We start from the raw sequence: 16311 nt of genomic DNA, 5'->3' as shown, positions 1-16311 counted from the left end.
TTTGGGTGATCGAGATTTATTAGGCTTGCTAATAGGTATCGTTTTATTTATGTTATTGATACTTATTGCCGCAATGATGTTTTCCTCAAAAAAACACAATTCATTAAACGATAAGGTTAACAAAAGAGTAAAAAGCAATTTTTTCATTAAGTCCTATCATTTCTTTAGTAAGTTTAAGCTGTTAAAAAGATATTTACTAAAAATTAGAGGTCGAATTGAAATGTTAGATTTATCGGATAATTGGACAATTAACAAGAAAACAATGCAGTTTATTTATGTATCTCTTGGTTTATCAATTGTTTTATTTGGCGTTGTATTACTCATGCAACAGCGGCTATATTATACAATTATTGGGCTACTTACTATTTATATTATACACAATCAAATCATTAAACTGCTTGTTGAGAAGCTCGACGATAAGCTGCTGTATCAATTTGAAAGATTTTTAGGAGACATTAGACACCACTACCATGAGCATGGAATGATTGACGAAGCAATATATGATTCTATAGAAGAAAGCGATTATGAGGTTTCTCATCACGCAGAAAAAATTTATGAGGTCCTAACATCAGAAGATGCAGAGGAAAAACAAGCAGAGTACAATGATTTAGTACCTAATAAATACTTTAAGACCTTCTTAGCCCTTTGTTATACTGTTCTGAAATTCGGAGATAAGATCATTGATGGAAAGTCTATGTTTTTAACAAATTTAAACTATTTGAAGCAAGAAATTAACCTTGAAACCTTAAGAAGAAGGAAGCTTAATTATTTGTTTAAGAGCCTTGCGGTTATCGCCATACTGCCAATATTCTTCTTATCAGCGATAGAAAACTGGGCAAAAGGAAACCTGCCTGAGCTTAGAGTTTATTATGAAGGAGCTTATGGCTTTGTAGTTCAAATCGTTTTATTTATCATTGTAATTTTATCTTTTGAATTAATCAATAAAATGCAAAGTAATCAAGAGGTTCAAGTCACAAATTACAGCTTTCAAGAAATAGTATTTAAAAATAAGAGACTATATAAAACGTTACATGGAATTACACTAAATCATTTTAGTAAAGCAATGAAATATGAAGACATGCTGAAGATTACTGGTACTAAGATGACGGTCGAAGGCTTTTACATGAAAAGACTTATTTATGCAAGTATTGGATTTCTACTTAGTGTAATCGTTTTCATTAATGTTCAGCATATCGTTAAATACAATATTTTATATTCTTCACAGCCTTTGCTGGTACAAGAGGAAGTCATTAATCAAGAGGTAGAAACGGATATAGTTGCATTTGACAGGGCTTACATTTTAAAGTATTACAGAAAGGGCTTGTCCTACGCAGATATGGAACAAGTGTTAATGATGGACAACAAGGTTGTTCATAAAAGAATGATACCAAGTATGGCAATTAGAATATTAGATAAGCTAGAGCGCTATGAAAATCAATATTTTAAATGGTGGCAGTTGATTATTTGTATTTGTATCGGTGGAATCTTCTATTACATACCCTACTGGATGCTATTATTTAGAAGAAGCGTGATGTATATGAATATGGAGGATGAAGTGATGCAATTCCATACGATTATATTGATGCTTATGAATATTGAAAGAATTTCTGTAGAGGATTTATTGCAGTGGATAGGAGTGTTTGCATTTATTTTCAAGGAATCAATACAGAAGTGCCTTAATAATTATGAGAATGGTGATATGAGGTCACTGGAACAGCTTAAAACAGATGAACCCTTTATGCCATTTGTTAGAATTGTCGAGAATCTCCAAGCAGCAACAGATAAAATATCCATATCAGAGGCCTTTGATGAGCTTAAAATAGAAAGAGGCTATTATCAAGAAAAGCGAAAGCAGGATCATGAAATGATTGTAAGCAAGAAAGGTACCTGGGGTAAAATTATTGCATTTATTCCCTTAACGGGAACTTTAATATTATATCTCATTACACCATTTATTCATTTAAGTATCACTCAGTTTATCAACTATTCCAATCAAATTAAGGTTTTTTTGTAAACCAAGGAGGACAAGAACAATATGAATGAAAATGTATTAGGTTTTATCAAATGGGCAGCAGGAATTGTCATTACCCTAGCAATTATAAGTATTGCTTTTGTAGTATTTAATATGGCAAAGGATGGAACGATGGAAGGTGTAAATAAAATTGGTGCAATGAATGCGCAAATAGCTGAAAGTGATGTAACCATATATGATAATCAGGAGATCTCAGGATCAGAGGTGATTAATGTTATTAGAAAGTTCGAAAAGAGCTATCTAGCAATTCAAGTGCAAACAGGTAAAAATTCAGGAGGAACATGGTATGGTTATAGTGCTTCGATATCTTCTGGTATTGCAACCATAGGTTCTACGTCATCAACGCTAATAACGAGTGCAATTGATGAGACGAGTAATCAATATGTTAATCCAAATGGACGCTTTATGGGGAAGGTACATAGAGATGCAAATGGTGCAGCGGTTGCCATGGTTTTTGTTCAAAAGTAGGTAGCAATCATGAATGAGAATATACAGGATCTAATCTATAATGCGACAATAATTGGTTTGTTTATTTTAGCGGTAACACTCGTTTTATTTATTAACATGACCTCGATTAATATGAAAGATGCATTTAATGAGGCAAATAAAATAGATAAAACTGTTTATGAAAGTAGTAATGAGATTCATGAGGTTACTATGGCAGGCTCCGATATCATTTATAAAATATACAACGGTTTAGAGAGTGACATTGAAATTGGAGGTATAGAGATATTGAAAAGTACTGATGTACATACCTTTGATTTTTCAACGATAGAGCCTTTGCGACAATATCAAATAACAAATAGAATGAACGATTCAGGTGAAATAATTCGGGTAATCTTTCATTAAAGGAGGGGAAAACATGGGAAATTCAATTGGCAAAATATTTACAGTGTTTCTTGCTGTCTTACTGTTATTCATTTATCCCCTCATTCAAATGTTTCAGCAGCAAGAGAGCACTACAAGAAACTTCGTTTACATTGAAACAACAAAATTAGTAGATGCAGTGAGAAATATAGGCAATCTGACTCCACAAATGTATGAAGAATATACTTCTAAGCTTGCAGCAACAAATAATTATTATAATATAAGCTTAGAACATCAACATAGAAAATATGATCCTGTTTACGAGGACCCACTTGATTTGAGCACCTTCAAGGAGGATTTTGGCGTTAATTATAGTGCATTTTATACAAATGATATTTTAGATATACTTTTTCCAGTAGATGGAAGACTACAGAATAAGTATGAATTTTCTAGGGGAGATTATTTTCTAATAAGAGTAGTGAACAAAAACAAGACACTTGCTACAAGGGTTGGACAGTTGCTTTATGGGAGTGAATTGCCTACAGAAACCATTTTCGTACAATATGGAGGCATGATTAAATGAAGCTGACAGATTTGATCATTGTTTTTGTAATAATCACGCTGCCATTTGGACTTATGCTACAGATTCATGCTAGAAATATGGAACAGATCGTGAATAAGAAAGTTGAAATGAATCATGTGCTTGATACCGCAGTTGAAGATGGAGTTACTTTGTTGGTTGGAGCGGGTGACGGTAAAAAGATAAGCTTAAATAAAGATAGATGTTTGGAATCATTTTATAATACCTTATATGTTAATTTTGGTATCGTTGGGGATGAATATGCAAAGGAAAAGATAAAAGGTTATATTCCGGTGATTGTAATAATAGATTATGATGGGTTTAATACACTAGCAAGTGAGACCTTTTTAGGAAAGGATGGATTAACACGAATCAAACCAGTCTGGCAGCCTAAGAAAGCTTTTTCCTATACGAGGGATAATTTCGTTTATGGGTTTACAATTGAAGATTATGTGACAGTATATAATACAGACACAGGATTATTTATGGAAGGTAAGCAGAAGGACTTAAAAGGGCAGATAGCGGATAGTCTTCTTCAGGATGAAACTTTATTTGACGAGGTTAGACGAAGAACAATTGTTGAAACGCTACAAAAAGAGATTGGTTATTATATTAATCGACACAATGAAGTTGCAAAGCAGTATGGTATTAGTTACCAATTTTCGCTTCCGGTTATCGAAGATGAAGACTGGTATCGTACTTTAGATGATATCGGTATGCTTGCTTTTTTTCAAGGCATGCCTATGGGATTTGAAGCGGAGTATTATAATAACTATGCTTTTGGAGGCGCGCAGGTCATCAAAGGAGATAGTTATTACATTCAAGCAGATCCAGGGAGTACAATAAATTACTATCATAGAGAAGAGTGCAAGCTTTTGACGATTAAAAATTTAAGGTTTAACAGTCCAAGAGGATGTGCGCTTGAAGGTGCATTTCCTTGTGATGAGTGTAAACCATAAAGTAATGAAATTGATGGGAGGTAGCTATAGCTAGTAAAAGCTTAAAATGCACCTTTGTTTATGTAAGTAATATGTTGTAAGTGGATTTCAGGATTTTATACTGGTAAAATATTCCTATTATTATTGACTTAAGTTAACTTGATATCTATACTAATACTATAAATATAAAAAACTTGAACGTAATCATAAAATATAGAATTAAATCATTCTGTATATGGTGATGAAAGAGGTGTAGAATGGATGTTGAAAGAAACCAGTTTATTACTGGATTATCTATTACTTCCTTTAGTGATCAATTTGGAAGAGAGACAGAGATATGGAGAGGTTATAAAGAAGTAATCGTAGTACATAAGGGTGTAGGTCATGAAAGTGATTCAATGAGAAGATATAGTATTCAAGAGTTCGAAGAGCTTACAAAGGTATTTGAGCAAGTAATTGCAAGCCGTGAGTTGGATACAATAGATCAAGTAGTGAATAAATAGTAGTAGTATTTAAAATGCCTAATTGTCTATTGGTTAGAGTTATTGCAATAGGTTTTAGAGCCTTCCGACATTGGAGCATATCTGTTGGTAGGTTCTTTTTTGTTGCATTTTTATGTTATTGCAAATAGTTTAATAATGTCCCTTATTGTAATAATTATTAAACTACAAGAATGGTTCAAGCCTGAAAAAAGATATAAGAATATTGAAAAAAAGACAAAGTGACTTTTTAATTTATTATTAAAAATACCTTTATATTTAATAAAATATAAAGGTATTTTTGGCTTTTTGCAAGTTGTTTCTGATAAAATAAAAGTTAAGAAATAGCCCCAATATGATATAATAAAACGAATTCTACTTATCCCAATATTTATATATCATGTATGAACAGGAGAAACCGTATGCCATCCATTTTATACCGGACGATAAAAATTACTATCGGCGTCATTCTTGCAATTTTTCTATCTGAATGGTTTCAATTAGAGTTTGCGTTATCAGCAGGCGTCATTACCTTATTGAGCATGATGGATATGAAAAAACAATCTTTGGGAATTGCATTCAAGAGAATATATTCGGCTCTTTTAGCGCTATTTATTGCTTCTGTATTATTTGCGCTATTTCATTTCTCTTTATGGAGTCTTGGATTATTTTTATTAATTTATATTCCTATTTTATTAAAGTTGAACGCAAGTGTTGGACTAGTCGTTAACACGGTTCTAATAAGTCATATATATTCCTTATCTGAAATTACAGTTAGTGGTATATTAAATGAAGTATTTTTAATGATGATTGGTATTTCAATTGCACTTCTTTTTAATTTGCATATGCCAAATAAAGAGGAAGAAATTATTGAGTTGCAAAGAACTTTAGAAGAGCAATTACGCTCCTTTTTAAGGGCATTATCGTTTAACTTGAAAAATAATTGCGAAATAAATGGGCCGTATGCTACACTAATGGATTTAAAACAAACTATTGATGAAGGTATAAATAAAGCCATTATATTTATCAATAGTTTTTATTTTAAAGAAAACAGTTATTATTTGTTATATTTTGAAATGCGAAAACATCAGTATGGTAGGTTAAGGTATATGCAAGAACATTGCAATGCTATTTTTGTCACAGAGCATGAAGCAGGTATTTTAAGCGATTGTACTTTTCAACTTGCAACAGAGATTAGTGAATTTAACACTGGAGAGGCTACGCTTCATATTTTAGGAGAGTTAAGAACATATTTTAAAGGCTCTGATTTGCCTAAAACACGAGAGGAATTTGAGAACAGAGCGTCTTTATATCAATATTTAAATGACTTAGAGGAATTTGTTTTAATTAAAATTAGATTTGTAGAAACTCTTGGGAAAAAAGCCAGGATATAAAAATTAGAGTTAGTTGATAAGTGTAGTTGCTGACTTTCTTGAGCTGAATTTAAGTCAGAGAGTATGATATAGTTCAGATAAAAATATAGAGAAAATCCGAATATTTTACCTCCTCATGAGCAATACTAATCCTAAAACATTATAACAAATGAGGTGTAGCAATATGAATGATGCAAGTACAATTGTTAAGATTAGAAAAAATGACGATGGAGATATTACAAATGTGATGTTGCAAGATGGGACGGTTTTCCCACTTGATGAGGCCATTCGGATGACCAAGGATGAAAAAATTCATGGTGTCAATGTTGGAAAATCAAAAAATGGAATAGAATTTTTAAGGGCTGATCCAGATGGTGACAAAAGCAACAATTTAGACAACCTTCCAACCTTTTAAAAAGAGGACGCAACAGAAATTTCTGTTGCGTCCTCTTTCAATGGAATAAGAAGTTAAAAATGTATGCCTACGTAATTACTTTTTAATTTTTACCCTTTTTCTTACTACCCTTCTTTTTCACGGAGTATCCAAAGCTACCCAATGACTTGCCAAGACCAAAATAATGACCATGAGAATAGCAAAGTGGATTAGATTGATTTAAATGAAATTTTTCATTCTGATCCATATATGCATCGTCAACATGTACAGCCACAACCTCAGCAATAAACAAGTCATGAGAACCTAACGATTTGATTTCAACCACCCTACACTCAATGTTTACGGGGCTTTCTAATATAAGCGGAGCACTAACGACTGAACCCTTACATGTATTTAATTTGGTTTCTGCAAACTTATTTACATCCCGCCCAGACTTTACGCCACAATAATCCACTGCCCAAACCATACTCTCAGTAGTAAGGTTAATAACAAACTCTTTTGTTCTCATAATTGTTTCATAAGAATGTCTGCTAGGCTTAATTGAAATTGAAACCATGGGAGGGTTTGTACAAATGGTTCCAGCCCATGAAATGGTTATCATATTATAGCTTTCTTCGTTATCTCCACAGGAAATCAATACGGCTGGCAGTGGATATAGCATATTACCCGGTTTCCATTGTATTTTTGACAAAGACATCCGCTCCCTTCAATAAATGATAGGATTCATTATAAACCATATATTCAAACAATGCAAAGAAGAATTCTATTCTATTAGGATTTACAGAAAAGCGATTGCATAACACTGATGATTACCATTATCTTTCTTAAACTATGGGTTAGAAAAAGGAGGATTTATGTCGATATAGACATAAAGGTTGACTTTCAATTGTTTTTTTGCTAAGTTGAAGGTAATTATGCAAAGATAAGAGGCGATAGGATGAAACGCTTTTTCTTCACATTCATTTTCTTGATTATTGCTGGATCAGGTATTCTAATAGCGTTTTCAAGTGAAATAAATCAAAAATTACACATAGAAAAGCCCGAGGTATTAAAAAATATGCAAGACCATCCAATTGGTTATTTAATGGATGAAGGTCAGGCTTATAATGTTTTATACCCTTTTTTTAACGAAGTAGAAGAATTTGCTATGACAGATTCCGTTGCGGTGTTCAGTAATGAAGAAACCATATCCTTGTATATGGATAAAAAAGATGTAGGTAATCTATCTTACGAAATAATCAATCCCTTAACGAAAGAGAGCCTGTACACAGACGACCCTTCAAATATAACGAGTAATGAGAAGGGGGTAAAAGCAGATATTAAGCTTTCCAATTTAGAGCCCTCAAAAAGATATGTACTCAAGGTAGTTGCCGAAGAAGGCGGCCACAATATTTATTATTACCAAAGCTTTTATATTGGAAATAACAATCAGAGTGATTTGCTAAATACAATAAGAAAAACCCATTCCCTAATGTTTGAAGGAGATAAAGATTACAAGGATTATATTGGAGATGGCGAAGAGGGGGGATCGTTTTACGAGGCGAATAAGAATTCATCTGAAAAAGTTCTTATGTGGGAAACCATAAAAGATTATGTAAAGATGAATGAACCAATACCTGAAATTATTTCTTATAATCCATCAACAGGAATTTATGAAATAAGAATGAGATTTACCGTAGCTACCCGCAAAGATTACGAATTTGAATATTGGGATTTTACAGAAAAATATACTGCAACTGCCTCAAATGGAAAGGTGAAAATTAACAACTATGAACGTTATGGCAACAAGAAGAACGAGCCATACTTTGACGGTACACGTTTACAGTGGATATTAGATGAAGGCTATGAAAGGAAGGAATCCCAAGCAATCCTCTCAGATAGCAATCAATACGTAGCCTTTGTATATAAAAATGAAATTTGGTTATTGGATAAAACCTACAACGAGCTAACCAAGATTTTTGGGTTCGATATTTTAGACAGTGATTATGTTATGGATGAAGGAGATCAGCACAGAATGAAGCTTTTAGACATAGATGACAAAGGAAACATTAAGTATCTAGTCTATGGTTATATGTCTGCAGGTGATTTCGCGGGTTATAATGGCATCTTGAAAAATACATACAGTCATCATAAACGAGACAACGAAAGTACTTTGTTTGTTAAGCTTGGTATTGGTTACCAAGAATTAGAGTATTACATAGAAAACGCTTCCTATTTCAACGCGGAAAATGAAGAATTCTACATTACGATTAAAGATGTATTATATTCCATAGATTTTAGAGAGAGTAAATTCGCCCCAATTATGTCATTGCCAAGCAATTCAACTTACTCAGAGGATGGAATCATCTATTCTTTCGACAATAAATTGAAAGAAAATATCGGAGTTCAATTAATTAATCTAACCTCAAGTGTATCTGACAATAACATTAAGACAATTCTGTTTGAAAATAAATATACTAGAGTAATCGGCACAATCGATAAAGGGATTATAATAGGCACTTATTCCCTTGAAAATACTTATCAATATCTTGATGGTTCGGTTTTTTATCCCTTTGATGTGATTTATATAGTAGACTTCGCAGGAAATGTTATTGATAAGCATACTCCAGAGCAAGGCACCTACTATCAAAATGTGAACATTAACAAACAAGAGGGTCTAATAAGTGCAGCAACGTATAGATTAATCAAGACCATTGGCTTTAATCCAAGTGAAAACAACGTTACCTATGAAAAAACAAACGATCAAACGATTTACCAATTTGCCAAAGAAAACTATGCGACGTCTACTATCACAAGCAATGAAATCATTGATGAAACGAATCATATTATGATCAATCAGGCAAGTATATCTTTAAATGAAGAGACGGTACCCGTTGCAACAAATAGCCATAAAAAATATGTTCTACTAGATGCAAGCCTACAAAACGAAAATTATATTTACGAAGTCTATAACAGAAATAAGCTAATAGGAGTTGCAAAACAGCTAGAAGTTGCGCTCCGTATGACGAGTGCAAATGAATTAACAATCCTATATGAAAATAGAAATGGTAAAAGAAAGGCTATGTTTTCAGCCTTCGACCAACCATCAAGTATTTTAATAGATGTACCAATCCTAGCGCAAAAGCCTGAACTCATAAGAGGCTGCGAGGTCACGGCATTAGCTATGTTCTTATCCTATTATAAGCAAGACAATATTAGTAAAATAACACTATCAGAACAGCTTAGAAAAGATGGAACCCCAAAAACCATAATAAACGGAATCATTCACTTTGGAGACATGCACAAAGGTTTTGTAGGAAGTGTATCAAACGGAGCAGAACCAGGCCTTGGTGTATACGTAGAACCAATCTATGACCTTGCGGCTACCTACACAGATAATCTTTACAATATAACAGGCGCCAGCTTCGACCAAGTACTTATGTTTGTAGGCGAAGGCCGCCCAGTTTGGGTAATAACCCCTGGAAGCTACAATAAAGTTTCCAATAAATTACTTGAAAACTGGCTAACTCCATCAGGCTATATGGAAGTATCCTTCCTCGAACATTCAGTAGTTATCGCAGGATATGATGAAACCTTTGTATACCTTAACGACCCCCAACAAGGAAGAGTAATCAAACAACCCCGAATATCCTTCCAAATAGGTTGGGAAAACCAAGGCAGCCAAGCTCTCGTAGTTCTTGACTAACCAGCAAGTTATAGCTCGAATAGAACTTTAACAGATAATTCAATGTTTCAGGTTGTCGATAAAAGCATTTTTTCTGATAGGTGTATTGATTATTGGCAGTAAGTGTTCATTTTTCTGGCCTTACCCTTCGGCCGGTCTAACGAAAAATGAACACTTACTGCCTTTGGTATTTATCTAGAAGAAAAAATGCTTTTATCTCTGTTTCGTTAAATGATAATTAATTCAATTTCCAACAACCTGGGATACAGAAGTATTTTATGGGAATTAACTGAATAAAAATAAAGCAACTACTATATGGGTTGAATTCTAAGCGTGCAGGAGCAAGCGAACCCTCATTTTGTGCATGGATGCACAATGAGGGAAAGAATGGAACCCATATAGTAGTTGCAAAAGCCAATACCCCAATAAAATACTGACCGTCTTACATACCATAAACCGATTGAAATTTTACTTAAGATTCTCCGGATTCAACCCTTCAAGCTCCGAAATAACAAACAACCCATCCTTCCTAATCAACACATCATCAAAATAAATCTCCCCACCACCATACTCAGGTGTTTGAATATAAACTAAATCCCAATGAATATCCGATTTATTACCATTATAAGCCTCTTGATAACAATTCCCAGGAGTCAAATGTATACTCCCCATAATCTTCTCATCAAACAAGGTATCTTTCATAGGTTTCAAAATATATGGATTTACACCAATCGCAAATTCCCCAATATATCTTGCCCCTTCATCAGTATCAAGCACCTCATTAATCAGCTTTGTTTCATTTGCTGTAGCATTCACTATCTTACCATCTTTAAACTCAAAACAAATATTCTCATAAGTAACACCTTGAAAAACGGCAGGAGCATTATAAGAAATTTTACCATTAATAGAATCCCTAACTGGTGCCGTAAACACTTCACCATCTGGTATATTTACGATCCCATCACATTTAATTGCAGGAATATCTTTAATTGAAAAAGCTAAATCGGTACCTTTACCCACAAGCCTGACGCGGTCGGTCTTCTCCATAAGTGTTACAAGAGCATCCATCGCCACAGACATTTTAGAATAATCTAAATTACATACATTAAAATAAAAGTCTTCAAAGTTATCTAAGCTCGTATTTGCTAACTGTGCCATAGCATTATTTGGATAACGTAGAACAACCCATCTTGTCTTTGGCACACGAATTTCATGATGTACAGGAGTGGCATAATATTTATTGTAAAGGGTCATCTTATCAGAAGGCACATCACTTAACTCGGAAACATTATCTGAACCTCTAACGCCAATGTAACAATCCATATTACTCATACGAAGGGTATCCCAAGATGCTTCAAGCTCTTGTTGTTCTTTAGTTGTCTTTAACAGTACCTCTCTTTGAAGACGCACATCCGTATAGTCAAGGAAAGGAACTCCGCCCGCCCTATATACTTCATTTACCAATTCCTTTGCAAGAGCGCGAGTTGAGTCACCAACATAATGAATCAATACCTTTTCACCCTCTTTTACCTTACAGGAATAATTAACAAGATTTTTCGCTAGCAATTCAATTCTAGAATCCATTTTTATTACATCCTTTCTTTATCACATTTTTAATCCAGTAGGAAAGTCCTGCTTTCCACGAAGCATAGACCAAAGCGTTAGATATCATAAATTATTACGTAACGCGCTGACAAGCGCTTTGTTCTATTGTAAATAGTATATCATATTTTGAAAATTATGCCTAGAAACGGACAGAAAATATGAAATTTAATGAAATAAGACTTATTTATTGTGGTATAATGTGTAATAGAATATACAAAAAAGGAGGGCTTTTTATGGAAAGCCTATTAATTAAAGAGTTATTTAACAATCCGAGTAAGCATTTTGAAACAAATATCACAATCTCAGGGTGGATTAGAAGTGTAAGGGATTCTAAAACCTTTGCTTTTATAGTATTAAATGATGGTTCTTGCTTTAGTAATTTGCAAATAGTGGTACAGGGAGAACTTGAAAACTTTAAGGATGTTGCTAAGCTAAGTGTAGGGTCTGCAATCATTGTTACAGGTAAACTAATACCAACGCCAGAAGCCAAACAGCCTTTTGAAGTACAAGCAACTGCAGTGAAAATTGAAGGGGAATCAACACCTGATTACCCATTACAAAAAAAGAAGCATTCCTTTGAATATCTTAGAACCATTGCACATTTAAGACCAAGAACGAATACTTTTGCTGCTGTGTTTAGAGTAAGATCAATTACAGCATTTGCTATTCACAAGTTTTTTCAAGAAAGAGGTTTTGTATATGTAAACACACCTATCATTACTGGAAGTGATGCAGAGGGTGCAGGTGAAATGTTTAAGGTGTCAACCTTAGACAATGAAAAATTGCCTAAAGATCAAAAAGGTGCAATTGATTATGGTCAGGATTTTTTTGGGAAGGAAACGAGCCTAACGGTAAGTGGACAACTTAATGTTGAAACCTATGCTATGGCCTTTAGAAATGTATATACCTTTGGACCAACCTTTAGGGCAGAGAATTCAAATACAGCAAGACATGCAGCAGAATTTTGGATGATTGAGCCAGAAATTGCTTTTGCAGATATTGAGGATGATATGGCATTGGCAGAAGACATGCTAAAATATATAATTCGCTATGTAAGAGAGCATGCACCAGAAGAAATGGCATTTTTCAATCAATTTATAGATCAAGGTTTACTTGAGAGACTCGATAATGTTGTTAATAACGATTTTGCAAAAATCACTTATACAGAGGCAATAGAAATATTGGAAAAGAATAAGGACAATTTTGAATATCCTGTTTCATGGGGAGTTGATCTTCAAACAGAGCATGAAAGATACTTAACGGAGCAAGTCTATAAAAAACCAGTGTTTGTCATTAACTATCCTAAAGATATTAAAGCATTTTATATGAAGCTAAATGATGATAAAAAAACAGTAGCGGCTATGGACTTATTAGTGCCAGGTGTTGGTGAAATTATTGGTGGAAGCCAAAGAGAAGAAAGATATGATGTATTGGTAGAAAGAATGAAGGAAATGAATTTAAATGAAGAAGATTACTGGTGGTATTTGGACCTTAGAAAATATGGTGGAACTAGACATGCTGGATTTGGGTTAGGTTTTGAACGAGCAATTATGTATATAACGGGAATGGGTAATATTAGAGATGTCATTTCTTTCCCAAGGACTGTTAATAATTGTGAACTATAAAGCTACACAAGTAATTTGTTAATGGAGTTGATTGTATGGATATAAATAAACAGGACATTGTGGAGGAGATACCAATTCCTCCAGATCCTTTAAAGAAGAATAAAGGAGAAAATAAAGCTCCAAGGAAGAATAAGGGCAAGCGTTTTGCCCTTATTGGATTAGGTATCATAGTAGGAGCGTTTTTATTAAGTACTTTATATTTATTTATGAATACCTTTGAAATTAATTATGAACCTAAGACAGTTGCCCAGTTCTGGGTTGAGAATAAGGTAACGGACCAATTCATTACGAAAGGTAATGAAGCGGAAATGAGCCTCCCGGATAATGTAGTAAATACGGAGCTTATGGTATTGTTTAAGAAAGCTCAATTACCAAACTATTATAAGATTGATAATGTTGGTGTTGATTATTCTCAAAAAAGAATACACATTAATGGAAGTTTATATGGGATTAAACTTCCGATTTCTATGTCCATTGATCCACATTTAGAAGGGGATAAAATATTTATTGAGCTAGACAATATCATGATTGGAAAGGGTGAAATTAAGTTAAAGGAAGCAAACTCAAATAAATTAAAGAGCTTCCTGTTTAAAAATAGCCTTCCTATAATGATTGACACTAAAACATTATTTGCTTCACAAGCGTTAACAATGAAGGGTTTAGAATGGTCAAAAGATGGCTTAGATGTAGTTACTCAAATAAATGATAAGCTATTGATAGACGAGCTTAAAAAAGTAAAAAACAATACTAATCCAGAAATATTAAACAGATTTGAAAATAGTGAAGTAGAAGAAGAGAGATTAGCAGCTAAGTATGTTATCAAGGTTGAGGAATTAACAGAACAAGAAATTGAGAGTCTCGTTCATGACATTCTTTCTGAATCGAAAATATTGAATAATATTTTGTTGATTTCAGAGCAACCTACAGCGAAAGGGTTATTTGAAAAGTATGGAACTCATTTCAAGAATACGACCCAAGCGCTGATCTTAGAAAAACGAATTGAGCTTATGGGCTCTATTTTGTCAGCATATCGAGATTCTTTATTTGAAAAATTGAACAACAACTATTTTCCACTAGAAGCAAAGCATATTAATAAGGGTCAATTGTATTCTGTTACAAATCATAGTTACTTCACGGTTGAAGCTATCTGCAAGGAACAAAATGTGAACATTCCAGAAGCAACGTTAAAAAGACTCGCTTTTTATTATGACAAAACGAATCAAATACTACTTATTTCATACAAGCTTGATGAGGAAACATATTTAATTATTAACGAAGATCAAGAAGCCACAATTAGTAAAGAAGCCTATTTGAAAAACAATGAATTTGAGGATACGGGTAGAGTGTCTCATGTGAAAGATCGTGAAACCTGGGATAGCATAGAAAAAGAAGTGAAATCATATTTTCAGGCTGAGGAAATTTACGTAAGATATATGAAGGCTGATGACAAATATGCATTTGTAGTAGCTTCACCAAAATACAATTATCAAACTTTCAAGACCATTGCTTTTGAAAAGGTAGATGGAGCTTGGGTAATGTTAGATGGAGATATCCAATCAATTACTGACTTTAACAAAAAATACCCAACCTTTAATTTAGAAACTGCAACAATGGAAATTGAAAAGGTTACTATATATAATTTGAGTAAGGATATGTATGCCGTAATTCTAGAGGACCTTGTAAATAAGGGTGTTATTGAAGCGAATAATAACTTTACAATAGAATATTGCTCTTATGGAAATGTATATATTGATTTTAAGTTATCTAATGGTAAAGAATATGTCTATAAGGTATACAGCATGTATTTGCAAGCAGTATATGACAAGGAAACAGCTGAAAAAACCTTAGAGGATTTACCTGAAATACTCACACTACAAGAGGCGCCCTCGAAATAATATTAATCAAGTAATTGATCCATAATGAAAACATTTTTATCCCCACGATATCGTGATAAAGTATAGTCGATAGGGGTATCAAATTTATTATAACCTAAGCTATGGGCAAACAAGATTGCGGTTGTTTTTGATATAGAGAGTAGGTCACAATCTTCCTTCGTAGCAATCGCTGCTTCAAGTGAATAATGTGTATGGGCAAGCTTTGTATAAATACTTTTTGAAAGAACATGAGCGAGAGAATCATTATTTAAATCATGTTGATAAATATGTTTGCATAAAGAATAAGGTAAATAGGAATGACTTATTAATACAGGTTCATTATCTGCATAACGCAATCTTTTTAGGCTGATAATATCTGTACCAACTGGAAGATTTAAGGAAGTAGCAACTTCTATTGGAGCGGGGATTGTTTTCAGTTCAAGTACTCTTGTTGAGGGAGTAATGCCTTTCTCTATAAGCGCATTTGTAAAAAGTGATTTTTCGAAACAAAGGTTGTGATGGATTTTTTCTTGAGTAACAAAAGTACCACGACCTTTTACTCTATAAAAAACGCCCTCTTGAACTAGCTCGGTTAATGCTTGTCGAATAGTCGTTCTACTAATATTAAAAGCAGTGCATAACTCATATTCTGTAGGAATCATATCTCCAGGCGATAGATGGCCTTTTACTAACATATCCACGAGTAGGTTCTTTACTTGAAAATAAAGTGGAATGATTGCTGATTTATCAAGGGTATATTGTTGGAATTTTTCTATTTGCGTCATAATTCACCTGCTATATATTAGAATTTTTGTTTTTTATATAATATATTTTACAGCATTGCCAAATAAATGCAATACTTTATACAAAAAGTAGCCAAAAATACCTATATTGTTCTAGGTAGCAAAAACGTGTTTTTGTTACAAATTATGATATAATA

Annotated in this window: 14 protein-coding genes; 11 read left to right on the top strand and 3 right to left on the bottom strand. The window is 33.4% G+C overall.

All coding sequences use genetic code 11. The features are described from left to right. Position 1 precedes the first annotated feature (1 nt). The 8 genes from CVU84_06385 (at position 2) to CVU84_06350 (ending at position 6624) form a co-directional block, all read left to right on the top strand. Positions 2-2014: a hypothetical protein gene (locus CVU84_06385; GenBank protein ID PKM95303.1), complete on the top strand. Its 2013-nt coding sequence runs from the start codon at positions 2-4 to the stop codon at positions 2012-2014. A 21-nt stretch (positions 2015-2035) separates the two neighbouring features. Continuing rightward, entirely contained in the window at positions 2036-2500 is a 465-nt protein-coding gene (locus CVU84_06380) for a hypothetical protein (protein ID PKM95302.1), read from the top strand. Positions 2501-2509: 9 nt separating this feature from the next. Then, positions 2510-2881 carry a hypothetical protein gene (locus CVU84_06375; protein ID PKM95301.1) on the top strand — a complete coding sequence of 124 codons (372 nt, stop codon included), beginning with the start codon at positions 2510-2512 and terminating at the stop codon, positions 2879-2881. A 13-nt stretch (positions 2882-2894) separates the two neighbouring features. Next, positions 2895-3422 carry a hypothetical protein gene (locus CVU84_06370; GenBank protein ID PKM95300.1) on the top strand — a complete coding sequence of 176 codons (528 nt, stop codon included), beginning with the start codon at positions 2895-2897 and terminating at the stop codon, positions 3420-3422. Next, a complete protein-coding gene (locus tag CVU84_06365; GenBank protein PKM95299.1) occupies positions 3419-4378 on the top strand; it encodes a hypothetical protein in 960 nt (319 codons plus the stop codon). Before CVU84_06370 ends, CVU84_06365 begins: the two co-directional genes overlap by 4 nt. A 236-nt stretch (positions 4379-4614) precedes the next feature. Continuing rightward, positions 4615-4860: a hypothetical protein gene (locus CVU84_06360; GenBank protein ID PKM95298.1), complete on the top strand. Its 246-nt coding sequence runs from the start codon at positions 4615-4617 to the stop codon at positions 4858-4860. A 380-nt stretch (positions 4861-5240) separates the two neighbouring features. After that, positions 5241-6230 carry a hypothetical protein gene (locus CVU84_06355; protein ID PKM95297.1) on the top strand — a complete coding sequence of 330 codons (990 nt, stop codon included), beginning with the start codon at positions 5241-5243 and terminating at the stop codon, positions 6228-6230. 163 nt (positions 6231-6393) lie between these two features. Then, positions 6394-6624, top strand: coding sequence for a DUF3892 domain-containing protein (locus CVU84_06350; protein PKM95296.1), 231 nt, complete (start codon positions 6394-6396; stop codon positions 6622-6624). An 82-nt stretch (positions 6625-6706) separates the two neighbouring features. Here the strand turns inward: CVU84_06350 and CVU84_06345 are convergent, their stop codons facing one another. Further along, on the bottom strand, positions 6707-7294 hold the full coding sequence (locus tag CVU84_06345; protein PKM95295.1) for a flavin reductase family protein: 588 nt from the start codon (positions 7292-7294) through the stop codon (positions 6707-6709). Between the two features lie 246 nt (positions 7295-7540). Between CVU84_06345 and CVU84_06340 the strand changes: the two genes are divergently transcribed. Further along, on the top strand, positions 7541-10288 hold the full coding sequence (locus CVU84_06340; protein PKM95294.1) for a hypothetical protein: 2748 nt from the start codon (positions 7541-7543) through the stop codon (positions 10286-10288). A 447-nt stretch (positions 10289-10735) separates the two neighbouring features. Here the strand turns inward: CVU84_06340 and CVU84_06335 are convergent, their stop codons facing one another. After that, a complete protein-coding gene (locus tag CVU84_06335) occupies positions 10736-11851 on the bottom strand; it encodes an aminopeptidase (protein PKM95293.1) in 1116 nt (371 codons plus the stop codon). Positions 11852-12105: 254 nt separating this feature from the next. Here CVU84_06335 and CVU84_06330 point away from each other — a divergent pair, with 254 nt between their 5' ends. Together CVU84_06330 and CVU84_06325 are read left to right on the top strand one after the other, a co-directional pair. Next, positions 12106-13497 carry an asparagine--tRNA ligase gene (locus CVU84_06330; GenBank protein PKM95292.1) on the top strand — a complete coding sequence of 464 codons (1392 nt, stop codon included), beginning with the start codon at positions 12106-12108 and terminating at the stop codon, positions 13495-13497. 35 nt (positions 13498-13532) lie between these two features. Continuing rightward, positions 13533-15392, top strand: coding sequence for a hypothetical protein (locus CVU84_06325; protein PKM95291.1), 1860 nt, complete (start codon positions 13533-13535; stop codon positions 15390-15392). A 2-nt stretch (positions 15393-15394) separates the two neighbouring features. Here CVU84_06325 and CVU84_06320 read toward each other — a convergent pair whose 3' ends face one another. Next, complete coding sequence (locus CVU84_06320; protein ID PKM95290.1) at positions 15395-16156, bottom strand: GntR family transcriptional regulator; 762 nt, start codon at positions 16154-16156, stop codon at positions 15395-15397. Positions 16157-16311 lie beyond the last annotated feature (155 nt).

Source organism: Firmicutes bacterium HGW-Firmicutes-1, from assembly GCA_002841625.1.
Taxonomy (GTDB): Bacteria; Bacillota; Clostridia; order Lachnospirales; family Vallitaleaceae; genus HGW-1.
Note: the sequence above shows the minus strand (reverse complement) of the source record. Positions and strands in the feature narration are given on the sequence as shown.